Consider the following 21,844-nt stretch of genomic DNA (forward strand, 5'->3'; position numbering starts at 1 on the left):
GGCAAAACATTTATAAACGGTAATAGCGCAATACCGGTACTTTCCGGGCAGCGCAGGCCTGTATCGCCTGATTATGAAATGCTTCCGATGATGATGACCTTAAAAAAGGGGATTGGGGAAACCCGCCTGTTGACCATACGAATACACAAAAAGAATAATCTGTTTACTCCATGGCGCAATAATGCTTTTTGATTCCCGTTATACTGCCAGGGATGGCCCTCTGCCATTCTTTTTTGGATCAGTATTATTGCATAATTTAGTGATTGTTAAAAGCGTACACCCATTGTTTGCGACTCAACTCACGACTATTAAATTCATTATACATGAAACGGATATTAGTATTGGTTACCTGCTTTTTCCCCCTTATACTGTGTGCCCAGACCAAGCTTACCCAACCTCAGATGGATGATTTTTCTGACAGGGCCGCTCATCACTTCCAGATTCCGAATGATTCTATCATGGGATTTATTACGGATCAAATGACCCGCAGTGGTTCCGGCGGACTGGATGTAGATAAAACGATGGGCGAGCTTAAAAAGGACCCCGAAGCATTGGATGCCGCCTTGAAGTATCTGTATCAATTCAGCAATTGTAACCGTCAACGCCTGATCGGAAATCTAAGGACGATGGGGATACAAAATGCGAATGTGTTTCCCATGGCTACGTATATTGTAAATAAATATAAGGGGGAAGCCAAGGAACTCATGGAAGAGAAAGCAGCCTATGTAAAGCTGATGCCCAGCCCCGCACCTCCGGCAGCAGCAGCGCCTGTAGCCAGCAACAATGCGGCACAGCCTGAGGCGGCTAATACTACCAGTACTGCTAACACAGCTGCACCAACGCAAACAGCGGCTGTAGCCCCTCCGCCACCACCCGCTCCGGATCCCTACAACTGGGATGTAAGGAAAATATTCTCCCTGCATCAGCCGGAAAAATTTATTGAAATGTATGGGAAGGAAAACGTGATCACCCGGCAGGCGACTGATATGGAAGGCAATAACATCGGCCAGGCATATGTAGTATTTCCGGATAGTAATAATGAAATGCAGGTCATCTTCGGAGGCGATAGTACTACTACCGTAATCTTCAACAAGGAAAATGCAAAATGGAAATCGCCGTTTGGCATCAAGGTAGGTGATCCGCTGGCAAAAATTGTTAAAATCAACGGGAAAGATTTCAGAATAAACGGCTTTGAATGGGCCAACGGAGGTAGTGTGGATAGCTGGGAAGGTGGTGCGATGGATGGCAAAGGGGTATCCATTACTTTCAAAGCAATGAATACCGGAGATCCTAAATTGTACGACCCCGTAACCGGTGATAAAAAAGTAAAATCAGATCATTCTTCTATGAAGAAACTGGATGTGGTAGTAGAAGAAATCTCCTTCAAGAGTAATTAAGTATACCACCTATCATAAAATGGGGCTAACCATCAAAAGTAATGGTCAGCCCCGTTTTATTTGGATACCTGACAAACACCTGTTGCCGGCGATCAATATTGATCGTTCAGTCCGAAGATGGGCTTCCTGTTCATCCATCTGCCCCTGGTAAAGTCTGGAATATATTGCAGGGAACCACCCTCTGCAACAGATTGTTCACTCAATGGGGTGATAGCATACCAGGTAGCCAGGTCATATACATCCAGTGCATAAGGTGCTTTTCTTTTGACACTCTCAATAAAAGAATTGATCACATACCAGTCCATACCACCATGACCAGCGCCTGCTGCATCTCCGGAATAACGTTTCCACAGCGGATGATCATACCTGGCCATATAACTACCCGGATCATTTTCACTGCCTGTTTTTTCCCATTCGTCATACTTGCTTTTGCCTTCTACATAAATTGATTGCTGGTCGTCCATCCACAGCCCGTTAGTGCCCTGCACCCTGAAGTTGAGCGAATAAGGGCGGGGAGAATTAGTGTCGTGTGATAAAAGAATCGTTTCCCCATTACTTGTTTTGATGAGTGTACTAACGATATCTCCCAGCTTAAATTCCACCTTTGCATTAGGATGATTTTCCCCACCGTGATCAACAATATATTTATGTAATCCCCGCGACTTGGTAGCCATAGATGACAGGGACAGTAAGCGGTTGCCCCGGTTCATATTAATAATGTTGCCTACCGGCCCCAGCCCATGCGTTGGATAAAGATCACCATTACGATGTACGGAATGATTGGTTCGCCAATGCGCTTCCGACAATGCCTTTTCGCCGAATTCTACGCCACCCCCATAGTATTGTTTGCCGTTATTAAATTTCACGTTTCGCAGGTCATGCTGGTAGCCTCCCTGCAAATGGGTAATTTCTCCAAACAATCCCTGGCGTGCCATATTCAATACCGCCATTACATCCCTGCGATAACAAACATTTTCCATCCCAAACAAAGGCACTCCGGTAGCCTCGCTGGTATTCACCAGTTCCCAGCATTCCTGTACATCTGCCGCACCACACACTTCCAGTGCAGGTGTTTTGCCCGCTTTCATGGCAGCCACTGCCTGGATAGTATGCCATTCCCAGGGTGTAGCAATGATCACAGCATCCACATCATCCCGTTTGAGCAGGTTGTAAAAATCTTCCGGGCCATTGGTATACTCTGCCACCTTCTTCTTAGCACCATATGCCTTGCTGATATATTCCCTTGCTTTGGGCACTGTATATTGGGTATCCGGGTCTGCAATAGCCACTACCTCCACATCTGCGCGACGCAGGCATAATTCCAGGTGGCCTAATCCACGGGCGCCGACTCCTATCAGCCCCACTCTTACCTTAGCCTGTTTTGCTGCGGCAAACAACTCTGCTGGTGAATGTAACAGGGTAGCTCCTATTCCCGCTACCGCTGCTCCCTTAATGAAGTTTCTACGATGCAAATGATGTTGATTCATCTACTGATAATTTGATTACTTAAACAAATAGTTTCTTACAGTTTAAAAAAGATCTTCCGCTGGTATAACCAATAACAGATGTACCATTCCAATACCAGCGCAGCCAATGCTGCAACCACCCGTTGTATATCTGCCGACAAATGTAAAAGGCCGGTAATGCCATTCGTAAATATTCCTACACTGCCATTTAACCATTGCATGCCTAATGTTTCAAAAAGCAGGTAAATAAAGATGGAATTCATCCCTACTACTACCGCTATCCAAACATATTTTTTATGGTCTTTTATGTCAATCCACCAATACAATCCCGCCAGGATCAGCGTTACCCATCCCAAAGAAGCCAATACAAATCCGCCGGTACTGATTCTTTTGATAATCGGGGATATGCCAGCCAGGTCCAATCCATATCCCAGCAATAAAGCGATGATTCCTGCCAGGATCAGGATCCGTATTTTCACCGCACCTGGCCGGGAGCTCATTAATAATTTGCCCGCCGTTACCCCTAAAATGGTGTGTGCTGCGGTAGGAATACAATTAAAGGCCACCCATCCATCTGAATTGATTTTGCCCATCAGCAAAGTATCTACATAGGAACCGAAATTGCGCCCCTGTACAAAAGGCTGATCAAAACCAGGAATGAGGATAGTTCTGTAGAGCACATCATTTAATACGATCATTAATAAGGCTGCTCCTATTTGTACTTTGAAGGATTGATTGATTAAGAAATAGGCTACCAGGGTAGTAAATGATAATTGTGTGAGCACATTCCAGAGTTCCCATACCATTTCACCAGCATAGACACAATGTAATCCTACACCCAGTAAAAACAGTTTCCCGCTGCGGATAGCAATATGTTTGAAATTATCCCAATCAGCAACGCCTTTACTTTTCTTGCGGGTTACAGCGATATACATGGCCGCCCCTGCCATAAACATAAACGCGGGCTGTACCAGGTCCCAAAACCGCAGACCATGCCAGGGATGATGAAAGAACTGATTTACGATACTGCCAAACACACCACCCCATTGCAGGTGCTTTAATGACTCGTACAGCAGACAGCTTTCGCCTGCCAGCAAAAGCATGATAATACCCCGCATCACATCCAGTGATAATAACCTCCCATCTGACTTTTGTATATCCATTCCCTGATTAGTTTTGAATATTGATAGTATGGTTCAGTTGATTGTATCCTGTAGCCGGCTCCCATACCTGTTCATTGGCCAGTTGTACACTGAATGCCGGCATCTCTTTCAGAGAAGCATATTTATCCGGTAAATTCAGCAGCATTTCATAACTGCCAGCCTTTATGCCGGCAGGCAGGCGAAACGCCTGTTTTAGCTGTATGGACCCGGTAAGCCAGGTACGTATCTCCGTATTAAATTCAAAAACATGTTTTTCGCCCGTACTTTTTTCCCGTAGTATTAATTGCACGGGTCTGGGGTTGTAAGGCGCTGCATATCCTACATTCTGCAAGTTGATCATCACCGCTACAGAGTCATTGGGGGTAACCTTATCAGGAAAGGTGCCATCTTTCAGCACTAACCGGTATCCCAGTTTACGTTTGATATTGTCCATACAGCCGCCCGTTTGCCAATCGTTATTTACTTCCGCATTATAGTGTGCATTCAGGAAGCTGTAATGCATCTCTCCAAACTCCTGTTCTGCTTTTCCGGCAGGTTCACAATCATTTTGCGGGCTGTAATCATCACTGCAGGTTTCTCCCCCCACTACCACATACCTGCTATCCATGGAGAAATAGTTACGGAAAGCGGTCGTCGCTTCCTTTCTGGGAGAAGAAGAATTGCCATAATCTTCATAGGTGCCATAGTCGTTGGCACTGGCCAGGAAACAATCATTGTGATAGCCAATTCTTGCTTTATCATTTTCCTGAGCGGCTTCTTCTGTTGTTAATGCTGCAGAAGAGGCCGGTGCATTTACCCCGTAAATGTACCGTTGCTTCACCTGTGGGTAGCGCACCTGTACCATACGGTCCGGGGGCAATGCTTCCAGCAGTGCCTTTAGTACTTCTCCCCTGTCTGCCCAGTTATTGTTCAGCAATTTTGATTGTCCATTAGAAGAAGCATCACCAAAGTAGTCCGTGTAATAGTTCTCGCCCCAGGTGCCAATGAATCCCATCTGCAGGCAGGCTATCACATCCGCATTTTCCTGCAGCAGCGGTTTAAGCTGGCTGATATGCTGCAACACCATATTTTTGGGAGCATCCCCATAAGGCGGACAGATGAATCCCTCCGGGCAGGAACCCGCATTTGAGGTAACGGTATAGGTGAACCGGGGAATCAATTTAACCCCTGCCTTACGGGCGGTAGCAGCATCCTTCTTAAAATTTTCGAGGAAAGTGGCAGGCAAGGGCTTGTTGTTATATCCTTCCAGGATAAAATACCGGAACACCAAAGTGCTCAACACACTGTATCCGGCTCCTGTAATATTTTGTACATCACGATACCCCTTTAGTTCTTCCTCTTCCAGCAGATTGTAATCATCCACCCGCGTTTCCGAGTACCGGTAAAATCCCCGTTCAGGATTGGGGAAATCAGCTTTACTCTCGATATAGGTTACTTGTTTTACTTCCGGATGGTTTCCTTCATCAGCATGGTTTGTTTTAGTACATCCTACTGTGAGGAGCAGCCCCAGGATCCATTGTGTATGTTTCATAAGATTTTCAATTTTGCAGACATCCCCATCAGCAGCAGACACAGGTATTCACATATCACTCCCTTCCCACTGTAAATACAGGATGCAGCTAAGTGAATCTAAAAATGGGTAAATACTTAAGTGAAGCAAAACAACCGGAGCCGCTATTACGCTACTTGCTCCGGTTGTTTTATTATTTATTCAAAATTGATCAGTAAGGATGGTTTTCCTGCATCCGGGATACGCCCCAAGGTAGCAGACCAATCGCCTTTAGTAGCAATAATTCCAACACGGAATGCTTTGGTAGCAGACAGCCCTTTTATTTTGGAACGGTTAAGGCGCATTTCAAACTTGAGGATTCCACCGGTTTCTACCTTGGTACCTACCGTATAAAATTCAGTTACCCCTGTTGGGTCAAAACTAAACTCATTCTGGGCACCTTTATGATTGAATACATCGAACCACCCATCCAGTATAGCACCTTCCAATAACACGTCATATCCCCCCTCCGGAATATCGGTCACTAACCCTGTGCCTGCATTATTATCTGTATCCAGGTAAAAATCGAAGATATCAGCATTTGCTGCCTTTGAAGCCATTTCCAGGTACACATAAATGTACTGTGCATCATAGTCAAACTTTGCTCTTTTGAAGAATGTTTCTCCTGCACCAGATACGATTTCATAATCTTTCACCTCGTCCCAGTCGGCCAGAGAGTTGTCATCCAATTTTACAGGAGATGTTTTAGCAATATAGATCACGGTAGAACCTTCTGCCACACTACCATCCTGGGTGGTAGCATATAAAGTAGGTACATATTTTCCCTTCTCCGGGTAAGTATGTACCGGGCTGGTTTCCGTGGAAGAAGTACCATCACCAAAGTCCCATTTATAAGATACGGCACCTTTGGTTTCGTTGGTAAACGTGACTGTTTTATCTACGATGTTTACTTTATAAAAAATATCGGCAACCGGTTTGGCTTCATCCTTTTTACAGGCGCCTGCTATGCTTGCCAGCACTAAGAGTTGTAATATATATTTAATGATCTTCATGATAATACGGCATTAATAGTTGAATGTAATATCAATATCCTTTTACCCACAACAGTTTCTCATTAAGGATTCTGTGTACACAGCGTATTGGTCTGCACTTCATCTATTGGTATATAATAGATGATTCTGGGCGCGTTCCACTTAACGATCATGTTGGGATAATTGCCTGGGTTGACAGACAGATCAATATCTGATTCTTTCAGTCCTGGCAGGTGGTATCCCCAGTAGGTACGATTCAGATCACGTTTATTGCGGTATACATCAAAATTACGATGGCCTTCAAAAGCCAGTTCAATACGTCTTTCTTTCAGTACAATATCCAGCGCTGTTTTTCCTACAGGCAATTTTTTGTTGTACAAGGCATTTTGCAATCCCCGGTTTTTGCGGATCATATCTACGTTATCCAGTGCATCAGCCGTGTTACCAGCTTTAGCCAAAGCCTCTGCTTTGTTCAGGTACATTTCTGCCAGACGGAACATAATCGGTGAGCTTAACGTAGGGCTTCCTCCCTGGAAGGAAAACTTACTGATATAATATATTTCAATCCCATTCTTCTTTTGCATATTACCATCTCCATCCTTCAGTGGTACTATATAAGACCAACGTACATCTTCCTTATTAGCCGACATGGTATCCCGAAGGGATTGGGAAGCATATTCTTCTCCCCAGCCGGAGTTACCATCAGAGTAAAGCATGGAAGCAATAGAACCTGCCTTTCCATAATCATCCGCTGCAGAAAAAGCTACACAAAAGATGGTTTCTTTCCCTGCCAATGCATTTGCAAACAGGGTTGGAAAAGAACTGGCTGTTTCCAAGGTAAACCGGCCTGAGTTGATCACCTTATCAGCATAATAACCAGTACTGTCATTCACTTCTTTATACAGATAGGCTCTTGACAACAAGGCCCAGGAAGCCTCTTTAGATGCAAACTGCACCCCACGCGCCTGATTCATCAATTCGGCACCTTTCAACGCATCTGATATCACGGAAGCATACACTTCTTTTACGCTGGACCTTGCTTTCTGAGCAGGGTCGCTGCTGGAAGTACGCAGGATAATACCGTTGGCATTAGGATCCTGTGTGTATGGTCTGGCAAATAACCTCACCAGGTTGAAGTGACAGAAAGCCCGTAAGAAATAACACTCTCCGATCAGTTGTTTAATGCTCTCATCGGGATTAGGCATCTTTTCTGCCGATTCTATCACCGTGTTTACGTCATTAATGATCTTATAGGAAATGTACCAGAAATAGCGACTGTTCGTTTGTGTAGCAGTATGATCCAGCGAAAAGCTGTAATACAGCGGATCCGTAGTGGTTTGTGCACAAACAATATCATCTCCGGCAAAATCGCTCAGCTGAAAATACTGGCGCAGGTACATGTTGTTGCCATCCACTGTGCCATTAAAGGCCACATGATCCTTGAATAATGCATAAGCACCATTCAATGCCTTTTGCAATCCATCCTTTGAATTAGTGAGGGTACCGGTAGTAATCGCATCACTGGGATTTACATCCTTCAGACAACCGGTTATCAGCAGTGGTAAAATAAGTATGATAAAAAAGAATTTCGTTCTCATGATCTTATAGTTTTTTTCCTAGAACCGGATGTTAACGTTTAACAGATACTGGCGATTATTGGGGTACTTAAAGTCAGACACACCCGGCATGATATAACTGCCGGTAGCAATGGTAGTACCCGGATCCTGGCCCAGGAATTTTGTAAATGTGTAAACGTTATCCGCCGTTAAAGAAACAGTTACCCCATCCAGTTTGATACTGCTGATCCAATGTTTCGGCAGTTCGTAAGAAAGGGAAATATTACGGATAGACAGGTAGCTGCCATCTTTTAAATAACGGGTAGAAGTTTCTGTACCGTTAGCTGCATTTTGCGGACTTGGCTCTGTAGCATCATCACCAGGCTTAGCCCAGGTGCTATACCCCTTGGGCAGTACAATCTGGTTGTAATAAGGTTCAATACCATCATTCATCACAAACCGGAGTGCATTACTAAATACCTTATTACCGGAAAGGAAGTAAGCATTTACACTTAAGGCCAGATTTTTGTACTTCCACTGAGAAGTAAATCCACCCTGGAATTTAGGCAGTGCAGATCCTACTTCCTGATAGGTAGCGCTTGCATAATCGGACGTAGCTTCTCTGGAAAGTACTTTTCCATCTGCATCCTTTTTCACCACTTCCCATTGCGGAGCACCGGTTTCTTTGTTTACACCCAGCCATTTAGGCATATAGAACTCATAGAGATTACCTCCATTCCTGTAGATCTGGGAAATACTCCAGGTAGGCTGGGTACGGGTAATATCGCTGGGCAGGTGCTGTAATTTATTTGAGTTGAAATTGATATTAAAATCTGTATTCCATTCAAAGTTTTTCGTCTTTATATTGATGGTATTCAAACCAATCTCCACTCCATTATTGATGATCTGGCCGGCATTTTCCCAACGTTGTTCAAAACCTACAGACAATGGCTGTGACACCTGTAACAACAGATTTTTAGTGACGTTGTTATACACATCCACCGTCAGGTTGATCCGCTTTAACAAACTCACATCAATACCTGCGTTCAGCTGGTGTTTACTTTCCCAGGTAAGATCCGGGCTTGGTAACTGCAAAGGAGTAGCGGCAGGAGAAGTATTGTACTGGCTGCTCAGGGAATAAAGCCCCAGATAACGGGAGGATCCGATATCCTGTGTACCGGTAACCCCATAACTACCTCTTATTTTAAGCATATCCACAATGCCATTATTCTGCAGGAAAGGTTCATTGCTCATCAACCAGGCAGCAGAAACCGCCGGGAAGGAACCATAGCGTTTACTGGCAGGAAATGCAGTAGAACCATCCACACGGTAAGACCCTGTCAGGAAGTACTTTTCCCGGAAGCCATAACTTACCTGTGAGATAAAGGACTGAATAATTGCGGCATCATTATAACCATTTACCAGCTGCGTATTAGACACTACATTCAATACAGACAATCCGATGGGCAGTCCTTTACCGGAAGCACCCACAATCTCAGTTTTACTGTTTTCAATAGCAATACCAGCCAGACCACTGATCGTATGGTCGCCCTTCTGGAAATTGAATTTTAACAGGTCATTGGAGATAATTCCGTAGCTCAGCGTTCCCAGTTCATTCAGGAAACCAGCACCATTATATTGTCCTGCCACCACTGGAGAATAATAATCTGTGCTCTTACTGTAGTTAGCAGCCGTTCTGTTGGTACTGGAAAAAGACAGCCAGTCTGTGATCTGTACATTCAGGTTCAGATCATAGTTTACATTGAAGCTTTTATATGGATGGTTGGAATTATTAATGGTATGAATAGGATTTGTTTTATCCCTTGACCACCATTTTGCGGTACTGTTACCATCTACATATACCGGTTGCCCATTGGCATCATAAGGATTATCCCAGGGAATATTCAGATAGGCATAGAACACATCATCATAATTATAGCTCTTTCCCGTAGCAGCACTGATATTGATATTATTTGTTACACTCACCTTTTTAGAAAAATGGTGGGTTGCATTACCACGGAGGTTGATACGCTGATAATTTGTATTTAGAAAGGTTCCTTTTTCATTGTAGTAGGAAATACTGGTATAGTATTCATTTTTCTCTGTGCTTCCGCTGGCTGCCAGATAAATATTTTGCACAGGTGCTGTCTGGAACATGTTGGTGAGCCAGTTGTAGTTCTGGTCGCGCAATGTTCTCGGACGTTCTGCGTAGAATTTGAGGAGATCTATTTTATAGGAATTGTTGGTAGTACCGGGAATATAATCACGATACAGTTCTTTATGTCTTTCATACAGCTGGCTGCCGTTCATCATCTGTATTTTACCAAAGTCCGGCTTACGGAATCCGGTAGTTACCTTAGCTTCAAACTTTGTTTTGCCAAGACGTCCTTTTTTAGTGGTGATGATAATTACACCGGCATTTGCCTGGGAACCATACATAGCAGTAGCACCGGCATCTTTCAATACCGTTACGTTTTCCACATCATTCGGATCATAATTACCACCGATAATCCCATCTACTACATATAAAGGGTTCTGAGAGGCATTCACAGAAGATACACCCCTTAGTCTTACTTCAGCGCTGCTACCCGGCACCCCGGAGCTGTTGATCACCTGCAAGCCTGCCACCTTTCCCTGTAACATGGAACCGATATCATTGGTGGTAACATCTTTCAGTTTTTCGGCCGACACGGTAGTAACCGAACTGGTAAGTTCGCTTTTCTTTTTACCGCTGTACCCTACTACCACTACTTCATTAAAGCTTTTGGTATCTTCCTGGAGTGTAACATTGATGGTTTTACGGGCAGGAGAAATGCTGATTTCCTGGGTAACAAAACCGATGTTACTGATCACCAGGGTACCGGAAGACGGCAGGTCCCTGAGTATGAACTCTCCTTGTCCATTGGTTTGGGTCCCCTTCTGGGTACCTTTTACCATTACCGTAGCCCCTGGAAGTGGTGTATTATCCGCAGTGGTTACCTTTCCGGAGAGGGTGATAAGCGTATCTGCTACCGCCGGGGCAGATGACGATTCCACTGTTTTTGCAGGTAGTTTTTGGATCACAAAGCTGCTTCCTTCCAATTTGTAAGCCACCTGTTGGTTTTTAAGACACAGGTCCAGCACCTGCTGTACCGATAAATCCTTCACATCAATAGAAACGGGGGTGGTACTCGAAAGCACTTTTTCCGAGTATACAATTGATACCCCTGTTTGGGTAATTACCTCGGCAAAGATCTTTTGCAGGGGCATATTCTTGACAGATAATGTTACCCGCTGGGAATAACCGGCAGCACTCACGTGCAGGCAGGTAATTAACAGGAGAAATGTGGTCAGCTTCATAACCAGGAGCGTTTGGGTTGGCAGCCCGCGCCAGGAGCGGGCTATTACATTACAGTTGAAATGCATACTTTTGTAGTGTTTGGTAATACTTTAAATGATCTTACAGAGATTTCTTAAGAATGCCAGATGACTGACCGGGGGTGTTGCAAGCGCCTCCGGTTTTTAAATGGTATTCTTCATTGATGCTATCAATCAAGATTAAACGCATAACCTTTTGTAGTACAGGTTGACGTGCTTAAAATTTTGGTTGTCTGAACAGTTTTTCTATTAATATATCTATAGCCTGTTATTTATGCAGGCCCATTCGTGAAATTATTCAAGCCTTCAGGGCAATACAATTACCTTCCTTCCCTCTATCCTGAAATGATTGTAACCGCTGGCTTCCAGCAACTTCAACACACTAGACAAGTGAAGGTTTCTGGCAATTCCGCCACCGTATAGTTCAATGCTGGGAGTTACATCATACACAATATCCACATCATACCAGCGTGCTACCTCTCTTAATATAGCGGGCAATGCCATATTATTAAATACGAACATGCCATTTTTCCAGGCGATGATCTTTTTTACATCCGCATCCTGTACACGAATAGTCCGGCTTTCATTATTTAACACCGCCTGCTGGCCCGGCTTTAATAATTGCAGCCCGGTACCCTCCTTCACCTGCACGACTCCTTCCAGCAGCGTAGTATTTACGGTACCTTCATCCTTATAAGCCATTATATCGAAATGAGTACCCAATACCTGTACTTCCATTTCGTTTACCATTACTTTAAAGGGTTGTGCTGCATTGGGGGCTACTTCAAAATAACCTTGTCCCTCCAGTTCTACCCTTCTTTCTTTTCCTGTAAAAGCTGTAGGATACTTTAAAGAGGAAGAGGAATTCAGCCAGACTTTCGTTCTATCCGGTAATGTAATCCTGAATTGCCCTCCTCTGGGTGTAGATAATTTATTGTATTGAATACCAGCAGCCGATTGCTGTGCGGCATACAATAGCTGTCCGTTTTGCTGCTTGATATTGGTATTACCACGTGTGATCACCTGGTTGCCAGCACTATCCAATGTAACCGTAGAACCATCAGCCAGGGTTAATATTGCTTTATTACTTCCGGGGGCTACGTCTGTTTTTAGTTGCCCTGCAATCGTTATCTCCCCGCGGGTCTTATTACGCTGTTCCAACCACCAAAAAGCAGTTCCAACCATTAAGAGCAACACCGCCGCTGCTGCTACCCTCCGGAAAGTAAACAGCGTTCTCCTCCTGGCGGGCTGCTGCTGGATAATACTTTCATATACACTGTCGCGATCTATTTCCGGCAGCTCCTCTCCAGGCATCATATGCTGATAGGTATTTTCCATGAAACTATGCAACGTTTCATCATTGGCGGCTTCCGCGATATAGGCGAATAACTCCTCCAGCTCCTCCCTGGAACAGGTTTTGCCCGTATAGCGCTGCAACAGATATGTTATTCTGGACGGATCCTGCGACATAAATCAGATTTTGAACAGGCATATAAGCCCCCTATAATATAAAGACGGATGGGCAGGAAGAAAGGACCGTGAAAAAGTAATTTATTTTTAACGCCCTTGATAAGAAAGGGTTACAGGGTGCTAACGTAATAACAACGGCGCACAGGCCAACTGAAAAAATATTGCCAGCAGGGAGGAATGCCTGGCCAGGAAACACCGGATATGTTTTAAGGTTTCTACCAGCAGATTTTTCACCCTGCTTTTAGACAGCTGAAGTTGCTGCCCGATCTCGTCATGGCTTAAGCCCTGCTGACGACTAAGCCTGAAAACAATTTGCTTCTGTGGCGATAATTGCAGCAATGCCTTATTGATAAGTGCTTTACTTTCCCGGGCATCCAATTGCTGTTCCACCTCATCAGATATTTCCGAAATATTAGCCCATACCTGGTCTATCAACCTTTGCTGTAAAGCGATCTTACGGAGATGATCTACTGTTTTATTCCGGGCGATCATAAAGATGTAGTTTCCCACATGGTCTATATCAGGTAGTTGTTCCCGGCTGGTCCATAACCGTAGAAAGGTTTCCTGCATAATATCCTCGGCATCAATGGCCGAATGCGTTAAATGATAAGCAAATGCCAGTATTTTTCCACTATGCCGGACATATAACTCCCTGAAGGCTTGCTCCTCTCCTCCTCTTAATGCTACTAGCAAATCATTATCAGTAATTACAGGCATGCTTGGGAACCGGACATTTTGTTCATCGTCAATTTTAGGCAATTTATCGCGCTAAAAAAAGCAGAAACAGGAAAAGTGGCAAAATACATCAGAAATAAGGATATCAGGCCTTTCACTATTTTAAAATACCTTTTTACTAAATTTATATCGATTTAAATACACATGGTCCAATATACTACCACCATTTTGCAGTTTGGCGAAAAAGGAGAAAAGACGGGATGGAGCTACATAGAAGTTCCCGCCGACCTTGCAGCTGAATTAAAACCAGGCTACAAACAATCCTTCCGGGTAAAAGGCAAGCTGGACAATTATGCTTTTGAAGGGGTTGCATTGCTGCCAATGGGTAACGGCAGCTTCATCATGCCGCTTAAAGCCACTATCCGGAAGAAAATAGGTAAAAATAAAGGCGCCATGCTGCAAGTCCGGTTAGCGGTAGATAATAATCCGGAGCCCGTATCCTCCCCTGAATTTATGGAGTGCCTGCATGATGATCCCCAGGCATTGTCATTTTTTAATACCCTGCCTAAATCACATAGGAATTATTTTATGACGTGGATCGAAAGTGCTAAAACCGAGCCTACTAAAACCAAACGTATAGCACAGGCAATTAATGGCTTATCATTAAAACAAGGCTACGGGGAAATGATCCGTGCATTAAAAGCTAAAAAAGGGGAGGAATAGCTATTATCCATGAACATTGGTCACCAAATATTATTTTTTATCAGCACTTTAGGGGCATTTAATGGTATTATACTCAGCTTATACCTGTTCCTGATTAAAAAAAGAAGGTCAACAGCTGTCATTTTCCTATATATCCTGCTACTCTCCCTCAGCATCAGGATAGGCAAATCTGTGTTTCTTTATTTTAATCCTTCCCTACCTAAAATATATCTGCAAATAGGCCTATCTGCCTGCTTTCTTATTGGTCCTTCTGTATACTATTTTTTCAGGTCGGCAATGACTAAGGCTACACATATACCCAATTCATGGAAATGGAGCTGGGGAATTCAGGCAGGTATTTTAATATTGGGCGGGATACTTGTCCCCTATCAAACGTACCCGGAAATCTGGAATAATATTATTGTATACATCATTTACGCACAGTGGCTGATATATCTGATTGCTACAGGGTTTTTACTTAAAAGCGTGCTGAAAACATTTTTCACAATGCCATCTACGCTAAATGATACGGAAAAGTTCTGGGTAATGTTATTTCTGGGTAACAGTATTATTTACCTGGCATACCTTTTATCTTTTGCCAGTATAATTAATGGCATGTATATCAGCGGCCCTGTTTTATTTACACTGATGCTCTATCTGGCCATCTTTTTTAATCTATCCGGTACTAAATTCGAGGTTACGGAAACAGCTGTCAAAACAGAAAAAAGGAAGATAGCTGCGACAGATGCCGTAGTTTGGATAGAAAGGTTGGAAAATGCTATTCTGGGTAAAGCACTTTATAAGGATCCCAATCTTAAATTAAGTGATCTGGCAAAAGCTATAAATATCTCCGTACATCAGTTATCCCAACTACTAAATGACAACATTGGCAAGAGCTTTTCTACATATATTAATGAATACAGGATCCATGAAGCCTGTAGGCTGATCAACACTAACGGACACCTTACCTTTGAAGCTATCGGGTATGAGGTAGGCTACAATTCCAAATCAACCTTCTACGCCGCTTTTCGAAAAATCAAAGCAACCACGCCCGCACTTTATAAAGAAAGTGCTGAAAACGCCCCTTAAACACCGAATTGAAAATCAATCTGTTACATTTCATTCAGTACGGATTTATAAATCCGTACTCCTGATTTCCGGAAGTAAAACCCCTGTTGGCTATTCCCTTTTTAGGTTTGCGGAAAACGTCTGATGATGACAGCACTTTTCCGGATACTTATCCTGTTGACGATAACCCATTTCTCCGTGCACGCCCAAGTCACCCTCAAAGGAAAGGCGGTTGATGATAAAACCGGCGAGCGCATAGGGTTCGCTACCGTAAGCCTGTTTTCGATGAAAGATTCCGGTCTCGTCAAAGGACAGATTGCTGATTCAACCGGTACTTTTATCTTGCAAGGTATTCTTCCCGGAAAATTTATACTACAGCTATCATCCTATGGCTATGGAAAATTATACCGGGAGCTATTGCTGGACAGTATGGCTAATCGCCTCATAGACCTGGGAGATTTACGGATGCCGGCAGTTTTTAGTCAACTGAACGAAGTGGTTGTTACCGGAGCAAGGCCTGCTATTGAACGTCTTTCTGATAAGCTCATTCTGAACGTTTCCGGGAATCCATTCTTTACCACAGCCACAAATACAATTGACATCCTGAAAAAGGCTCCTGGTCTGGAAGTAAGTGGAGATGGCACTATTTTAATGTCGGGCAGAATTACCCCAGGCGTATTTATTGATGGAAAACCAGTGTCGATGAGTGCAGAAGAGCTGCAAAACTACCTGAACAGCCTTTCTCCTGATATGATAGCCTCCATTGAAGTGATTAACAATCCTTCTTCCAGATATGATGGCGAATACAAGGGTATCATCGACATCAAACTGAAACGGGATATGACATTAGGTTGGAAAGGAAATGCCAGCATCAACCTTCAGCAGAATGCCTATACTCTTGCTGACAATAATCTCCTATTGACCTACAAAACAAAGCAACTAACTTATACCGCCCGCCTGAGTTACCGAACCGGTAAGGGCATCTATGATTACGAAGCATTGCAACATCTGGCAAACACGAATATCATGGCCACTAATACCAGGAGAGTTACAGGTAATAACAATTTTAACTATCAATTAGGGGCAGATTATAATTTTAAGAAAGGGCAACATCTTGGGGTGGTATTGAGGGCCTTCCGGTCAAACCGTGAAATTAATGCCTTCAATACATTACATACTACAGATTCTGCTGCCCAAAAGCTGATTTTTCATACCAATAGTTTAAATAGTTCTGCACCTACCCAATATAATTACGCTGCCGACCTTAATTACGCAACCGTCATCGGTAAAACCCAAATGGAGATACTGGGTACAATTGTTAAAATAAAAAACAGGCAAAATGAGGATATACAAAACCGCGATAATAATCAGTTGCTCGACTATTGGAAAACCATCTTAAAGAACGACATTTTTATCCGCTCCGGACAAATAGATCTTTCCCATAGCATAAATAAAACCAGACTGCTTGCAGGTGCCAAATTTTCTTTTACTACTACTAAGAATGATATCCATTATGATACACTGGATAAGAAAGATGCTTTTATAACCGACAGCAGCCGTACCAATAACTTTCACTATAATGAATACATTAGCGCTGCTTATATTTCTTATGAAAGAACCGGCACTAAATGGGGGTATTCGTTAAGCTTGCGGGCAGAACATACACATAGTAAGGCTAATGCTATCACACAAAGCGAAGTGATAATAAGGGATTATTTAACATGGCTCCCCAGCTTTAATCTTAATTATCGCATCAATTCTAACAGACAGGTCAATCTATCCTTTAGCCGTCGTATGACACGACCTAATTTTGTCCAGCTAAATCCTTTCCGGTCTTACAATAGCCCGCTCAATTATTACGCAGGCAACCCCTATCTCCAGCCCTCCAAAACCAGTATGCTAAGTATTGCTTACACACAGCAGGCATTCAACATCTCTTTACAACTGGGCAGGGAATCGGACCCTATGACACGATACCCGGAGTATGACAGTGTTACCAATATCCTGGAATACCTGGGAAGAAATCTACCTTACAACGACTTTGCCAGTATTGAAATCAGTTTTCCGGTTACTGTAAATAAATGGTGGAAGATGAGTCATAATATCAGGGGAAATTATAAAAAAGAGCCTACGCCTTATCATAATATCACATATACCATTCCTATATATAATTATACCATTTCCGGCAGTCAGGTTTTTACATTACCTCAGGGAATGACTTTCGATATATCCTATTATTATCGTTCCATCAATGGTAACGGTCTTTATATAATAAAGCCTGAAAAAAATGTTGACCTGGGCTGGCAAAAAAGCTGGATGAAAGGAAGGATAAACACCAAAGTAAATTACTACGATATATTTAACACCTACCGAATAGCATTAATTTTCCGGGAGAAACAACTTATCAACAATCAATTATCCCATTGGTTTGGTAACAGAAAACTTGGTTTGACGCTCAGCTACAACTTTGGCCAATCAACATATAAAGCGAAACAGGCTGGTAAAAATGAAGAAGAAAGCAGAGCGGGGATGTAAGGCCTGTTATAATACAATATTTGGTTGTCCTCCTTCCGCCTCCTTTCCTTGTTCAATAGCAACAAGCTTTTCATCCTGAAACAGTAATCTATTTTCTATCAGCCGATGCCTTGCACCTGTCCATATTTCTTCCTTATAGTATAATGTTTCTTTTAGCTTTCCTGTTTCATTTTTTGAAACAGCATTTTTATAAGGTGAGCCTAATAATGCAACCACTTCCTTTTTAGTCATACCCAGCTGGATGTTTTTCCTGACTACTTTACTCACTCTTTGAACAGAGCAGGAAATAACAACGGAAAGTACAATAATCAGATAGCCTATTCTCTTTAGTAGTGCCATAGCTTTAGCATTTAAACGGTTTGGTTTTATATTGATGCAGTGGTCAAGATTAGTTTGTCATTATCAAGTAATGATTGCCGATTATAACAATACTTCTCCAGCTGTTGTAATTTACAAAGTTTAAAATAATGAATGATAATGCTGCAAAAAAATAAACTGTTGCTTTCAACAGGTCTCTGCATTTATAGAAAACTGAAAGGCACCAGAACTGTTAGTTTGCTGATGCCTTTCGGTTGAATTGATGATATTGAATATAGGTTAATAAAGTTCAAACGCTCCTATTTCGATGATCCCGTTATAGCGGGGTTGTAAATCAATATCTGTAGTACCAGCAGCGGTACCATGAACATTTGTCCCAGCGTTCTTAGCCGGTGAAGTGCTTTGCAAGCGAAGATTCAGTGTAGATGGTACTGTACTTACAAACAGGGGATTGGCATACAAACCGTTGGTATCCCCTCCGCTTCCACCTTTCCAGGCAGCAAAAGAATTGAGCTGTACTCCATTCCAGAACCATCTTGTTGCAGCTCCCGTTGTATAATACAGATTGTAGTCAATTCCGTTAAAAGAACCGGTAGCATCATGTTTCCGGATGAAGGTATTTCTGTCGGGGCGGGGATGAATAATATTGTTGTGGATTTCGTTATAGGTGCAGTTGGCATTCAGCCGGATCTCTCCTACTTCCTCATTATCATAACCTAGTTCCGTCGCATTGTGATAGAGTGTATTATTCAATACCAGGCAACCGGTAGTACCTCCACCGGTGTAACCAGCATAACTACCCATGTAGATACCTTCTGCCCGGTTGTTACGGATTACATTATTCCTCACGATACAATCAGCAGTAGGGAAACTGTTGTTCTCACTCACCAGTCCTATCCCCCGGTCACTTTCGCTGATGTAGTTTCTTTCTACAATAATATTTCTCGCCCCATCCACATAGATACCAATAGTACCCGGATGATTTTGCAATGTAGGTACCGGTCCGGTACGACCATCAATATTCCAGATATAGTTTCCTGCTATCAGGCCATTCCTGGCATAATTGAATGCGGGGTTCGGATTACCGGCATAACCGCCTGCTGCGCATATCGCAATGTTCTCCCCGTTATAGATCCGGTTATTAGTGATGGTGAAACCTGACACGTATCCATTGATGGTCAGGTTTTCGCTGGTACCGGTGTTGTTATCATAGATGTCATTGTTATGCACCAGCACATCTGTAATTGGACTGGTACCATTACCGATGATGTGGATACCATGCGCCTCACGGCCACTTGCCGGGCTATTGTTATTTTCGATGTTATGCACTTTATTATTGCGAATGATTACATTATTGGAAGTGCCATTCACAAGTATACCATCGGGCATATTCCAGGATGTGGCCGTTTTCAGATCTGCAACCTCAAATCCATCCACTACTACCCATCCAATATTACTGATACGTACCAACGCCTCGTTACCACCTACCGGAAGTGAAGCTCCGCTGATAATCGGCTGCTCTCCCGTATATGCCTTTAAGGTAATGTAGGCACCTGAAGATCCGGAGTTGGGGAAGACTACCTTTTCCACATAAGTGCCTTGTCGTACGATCACGCTATCTCCTGGCGCCGTCAGTGACAAGGCGTAATTGATCGTTCGTAGCGGACTTCCGATAGTACCAGTGTTACTGTCACTACCAGTTGTAGATACATAAAGCGATTGTGGAATACCCGCAAGCCCAGCAACTTTTTGCTGATTTTTTTCTTGGTTAGGGCTTACATCAGGTTGCATTGTTTTCATACAGGCAACGTGGAGACATACTGCGGCCAGGCAGCCAAGCACCCGTGATCCGGGTACTAAGAACAAGTTTTTCATAACGATTAACTTTTAGTTGAATAAATGGATTACAGAAAATGCCGATAATGATGAGCTGAATCTATCAGGGTTATTATGTCAGCGAATTTCTTCTGACCAGGCTACACTTAAAAACGGATCTGAAATGATTCAGGTTATAAAAAGGTGGGATGAGCAAAGTGAAAGTACATAAAAAAAACTATTTTTCCATTACCCCCTTTTTTATATCTGCTGTCTCTTTATATTGGGATGAGCACCTTTTATTCTTAACTAAAAATTGGGTTATGAAATAGAAAATTGAATTTTTCTTAAGGAGTATTTAATGTTGGATTATTCCTGGCTGTTAATAGCCGGGCGGTGTTATCGTATTCTAATCATGATAAGAAATGCCTAAACTAGGTCGGCCATTCTTTGTAACAGTAAATGAATATGATTTATACGTTGGCCCCTTACCAATCATATTTAACAACTCAAAAAGGGTTACTATTTTATGCTCATTGTTTATCATCACGAATGTTGGTACATTGATAATAAACAATCCCTCTACAACATCAATTTTCAATTTAAATTCATAGTCTTTTTTTAAGATCTGAAAGTGTTCTTCTATTTCTTTAAGGTGATCTGCAATGAATTTTATTTTTTGGGATAGTTTTAGATTATATTTTTCATTGAAATAACTATAATCATTCCTGAAATTATTCATATCGTATCTTAACATTTGATATTTGCTATCAACAACATAAATTCTCCCTTCGTGAATAAACAGGAAATCTATTTCACCGGGCATATTGTTAATGTTAATATTTCTATTATTGTACTTCCTTATAAATTTTAAGTTCCTGTCGTATAGAATATTATTTTCCATAAAAATTTTTTCAATGGCGTTTTCCAACCTGGTGCCATTTTCATGTTTCTGCTTATTAACGAATTCATCAAAACATTTGCATACCCATTCCTTAGGATATTTCCCCCAACCGAACCCGTTTATACATAAAGAAATAATAGCATGATCAAATGCTGCCTCTCCTAATATTGCCATTGGCTTACCATTTACATTCCATATTAAAATAGGGCGATATAAGCATCTATTTAAGTTATCGGGTTTATATATAGCATCTCGCAACGACAGCTTATTATTTTTATTAATCGTTAATCCGCTAAAAAAAATATCTCCATATTTATATTCAGTTCCAAATGCTTCTTCAAGAACGGCAGGAAACAATGACCAATTACAAAGCACCAACTCTCCACCCTTATTTGCGTTATAGTCATGGATCAACCAAATTGTAGCCGCAATATCTTTATATTCAATACTAAAACATTTTTTCAGCGTTGCCTGAAATTCAGTAAAACATTGATTATTGAAAACTGCCAATGAGGAATGTTGTGAATTACCCATCATTTCTAATTGAAGAAATTCCTGGTAAAAGCTTCTTCTGAATGTAAAACAATTATCCTCATAAAGAATATCAATTCCTGTTGCGGACATCTTCTCTTCCGCTAAATAGGATGAAAAATAGTAAGCCTCTGCGCCTATATATAGTATCTGCTCTAAAACAGATGCTATCTCATCTAAATATACTAAACTAAAGGAGTGCTCGAATTTAATCTCAACGTCACATGCATGTTCTAAACAAAGTTTTAAAACCCTTCTGTAAATTGCATAATCCTGCAAATCCATCACAGATACAGGCTATTTATTGGGAAATTTTGTTGTAAAATGACAGGTTATTTCATGTAAA

Annotated in this window: 15 protein-coding genes; 4 read left to right on the forward strand and 11 right to left on the reverse strand. The window is 42.3% G+C overall.

Annotated elements, in window-relative coordinates:
• The first annotated feature begins 323 nt into the window (after positions 1-323).
• Complete coding sequence (locus ABR189_RS29795) at positions 324-1,397, forward strand: hypothetical protein (RefSeq protein ID WP_354664188.1); 1,074 nt, start codon at positions 324-326, stop codon at positions 1,395-1,397.
• A 92-nt stretch (positions 1,398-1,489) separates the two neighbouring features.
• Here ABR189_RS29795 and ABR189_RS29800 read toward each other — a convergent pair whose 3' ends face one another.
• The 8 genes from ABR189_RS29800 to ABR189_RS29835 form a co-directional block, all read right to left on the reverse strand.
• Complete coding sequence (locus ABR189_RS29800; RefSeq protein WP_354664189.1) at positions 1,490-2,884, reverse strand: Gfo/Idh/MocA family oxidoreductase; 1,395 nt, start codon at positions 2,882-2,884, stop codon at positions 1,490-1,492.
• A gap of 35 nt (positions 2,885-2,919) precedes the next feature.
• Complete coding sequence (locus tag ABR189_RS29805) at positions 2,920-4,026, reverse strand: acyltransferase family protein (protein WP_354664190.1); 1,107 nt, start codon at positions 4,024-4,026, stop codon at positions 2,920-2,922.
• 7 nt (positions 4,027-4,033) lie between these two features.
• Positions 4,034-5,557, reverse strand: coding sequence for a DUF4832 domain-containing protein (locus tag ABR189_RS29810; RefSeq protein ID WP_354664191.1), 1,524 nt, complete (start codon positions 5,555-5,557; stop codon positions 4,034-4,036).
• A gap of 176 nt (positions 5,558-5,733) precedes the next feature.
• Complete coding sequence (locus ABR189_RS29815) at positions 5,734-6,588, reverse strand: PKD domain-containing protein (protein ID WP_354664192.1); 855 nt, start codon at positions 6,586-6,588, stop codon at positions 5,734-5,736.
• Positions 6,589-6,650: 62 nt separating this feature from the next.
• A complete protein-coding gene (locus ABR189_RS29820; protein WP_354664193.1) occupies positions 6,651-8,165 on the reverse strand; it encodes a RagB/SusD family nutrient uptake outer membrane protein in 1,515 nt (504 codons plus the stop codon).
• 18 nt (positions 8,166-8,183) lie between these two features.
• Entirely contained in the window at positions 8,184-11,528 is a 3,345-nt protein-coding gene (locus ABR189_RS29825; RefSeq protein ID WP_354664194.1) for a SusC/RagA family TonB-linked outer membrane protein, read from the reverse strand.
• A 258-nt stretch (positions 11,529-11,786) separates the two neighbouring features.
• A complete protein-coding gene (locus ABR189_RS29830; RefSeq protein ID WP_354664195.1) occupies positions 11,787-12,950 on the reverse strand; it encodes a FecR family protein in 1,164 nt (387 codons plus the stop codon).
• 120 nt (positions 12,951-13,070) lie between these two features.
• Complete coding sequence (locus tag ABR189_RS29835) at positions 13,071-13,667, reverse strand: RNA polymerase sigma factor (RefSeq protein WP_354664196.1); 597 nt, start codon at positions 13,665-13,667, stop codon at positions 13,071-13,073.
• Positions 13,668-13,829: 162 nt separating this feature from the next.
• Between ABR189_RS29835 and ABR189_RS29840 the strand changes: the two genes are divergently transcribed.
• From ABR189_RS29840 to ABR189_RS29850, 3 genes are all read left to right on the forward strand, one after another.
• Positions 13,830-14,348, forward strand: a complete 519-nt coding sequence (locus ABR189_RS29840; RefSeq protein ID WP_354664197.1) for a YdeI/OmpD-associated family protein — start codon at positions 13,830-13,832, stop codon at positions 14,346-14,348.
• Positions 14,349-14,357: 9 nt separating this feature from the next.
• Positions 14,358-15,416 carry a helix-turn-helix domain-containing protein gene (locus tag ABR189_RS29845; protein ID WP_354664198.1) on the forward strand — a complete coding sequence of 353 codons (1,059 nt, stop codon included), beginning with the start codon at positions 14,358-14,360 and terminating at the stop codon, positions 15,414-15,416.
• A gap of 123 nt (positions 15,417-15,539) precedes the next feature.
• Entirely contained in the window at positions 15,540-17,930 is a 2,391-nt protein-coding gene (locus ABR189_RS29850) for a TonB-dependent receptor (protein ID WP_354664199.1), read from the forward strand.
• A gap of 6 nt (positions 17,931-17,936) precedes the next feature.
• Here the strand turns inward: ABR189_RS29850 and ABR189_RS29855 are convergent, their stop codons facing one another.
• The 3 genes from ABR189_RS29855 to ABR189_RS29865 form a co-directional block, all read right to left on the reverse strand.
• The gene (locus ABR189_RS29855) at positions 17,937-18,161 is read right to left on the reverse strand and encodes a hypothetical protein (protein WP_354664200.1); all 225 of its coding nucleotides are present in this window, start codon (positions 18,159-18,161) and stop codon (positions 17,937-17,939) included.
• Between the two features lie 366 nt (positions 18,162-18,527).
• On the reverse strand, positions 18,528-20,123 hold the full coding sequence (locus ABR189_RS29860; RefSeq protein ID WP_354664201.1) for a right-handed parallel beta-helix repeat-containing protein: 1,596 nt from the start codon (positions 20,121-20,123) through the stop codon (positions 18,528-18,530).
• A 349-nt stretch (positions 20,124-20,472) separates the two neighbouring features.
• Complete coding sequence (locus tag ABR189_RS29865) at positions 20,473-21,783, reverse strand: NERD domain-containing protein (RefSeq protein ID WP_435575344.1); 1,311 nt, start codon at positions 21,781-21,783, stop codon at positions 20,473-20,475.
• Positions 21,784-21,844: the final 61 nt, after the last annotated feature.

This window comes from Chitinophaga sp. H8 (assembly GCF_040567655.1).
In the GTDB taxonomy this organism is placed as follows: Bacteria; Bacteroidota; Bacteroidia; order Chitinophagales; family Chitinophagaceae; genus Chitinophaga; species Chitinophaga defluvii.

Excerpts from the sequence above, each read along its gene's own strand:
- ABR189_RS29835 (WP_354664196.1), bottom strand. The coding sequence starts at position 13,667 with ATGCCTGTAATTACTGATAATGATTTGCTAGTAGCATTAAGAGGAGGA.
- ABR189_RS29805 (WP_354664190.1), bottom strand. The coding sequence starts at position 4,026 with ATGGATATACAAAAGTCAGATGGGAGGTTATTATCACTGGATGTGATG.
- ABR189_RS29795 (WP_354664188.1), top strand. The coding sequence starts at position 324 with ATGAAACGGATATTAGTATTGGTTACCTGCTTTTTCCCCCTTATACTG.
- ABR189_RS29825 (WP_354664194.1), bottom strand. The coding sequence starts at position 11,528 with ATGCATTTCAACTGTAATGTAATAGCCCGCTCCTGGCGCGGGCTGCCA.
- ABR189_RS29810 (WP_354664191.1), bottom strand. The coding sequence starts at position 5,557 with ATGAAACATACACAATGGATCCTGGGGCTGCTCCTCACAGTAGGATGT.
- ABR189_RS29820 (WP_354664193.1), bottom strand. The coding sequence starts at position 8,165 with ATGAGAACGAAATTCTTTTTTATCATACTTATTTTACCACTGCTGATA.
- ABR189_RS29855 (WP_354664200.1), bottom strand. The coding sequence starts at position 18,161 with ATGACTAAAAAGGAAGTGGTTGCATTATTAGGCTCACCTTATAAAAAT.
- ABR189_RS29830 (WP_354664195.1), bottom strand. The coding sequence starts at position 12,950 with ATGTCGCAGGATCCGTCCAGAATAACATATCTGTTGCAGCGCTATACG.
- ABR189_RS29800 (WP_354664189.1), bottom strand. The coding sequence starts at position 2,884 with ATGAATCAACATCATTTGCATCGTAGAAACTTCATTAAGGGAGCAGCG.
- ABR189_RS29815 (WP_354664192.1), bottom strand. The coding sequence starts at position 6,588 with ATGAAGATCATTAAATATATATTACAACTCTTAGTGCTGGCAAGCATA.
- ABR189_RS29850 (WP_354664199.1), top strand. The coding sequence starts at position 15,540 with ATGATGACAGCACTTTTCCGGATACTTATCCTGTTGACGATAACCCAT.
- ABR189_RS29845 (WP_354664198.1), top strand. The coding sequence starts at position 14,358 with ATGAACATTGGTCACCAAATATTATTTTTTATCAGCACTTTAGGGGCA.
- ABR189_RS29860 (WP_354664201.1), bottom strand. The coding sequence starts at position 20,123 with ATGAAAAACTTGTTCTTAGTACCCGGATCACGGGTGCTTGGCTGCCTG.
- ABR189_RS29840 (WP_354664197.1), top strand. The coding sequence starts at position 13,830 with ATGGTCCAATATACTACCACCATTTTGCAGTTTGGCGAAAAAGGAGAA.
- ABR189_RS29865 (WP_435575344.1), bottom strand. The coding sequence starts at position 21,783 with ATGGATTTGCAGGATTATGCAATTTACAGAAGGGTTTTAAAACTTTGT.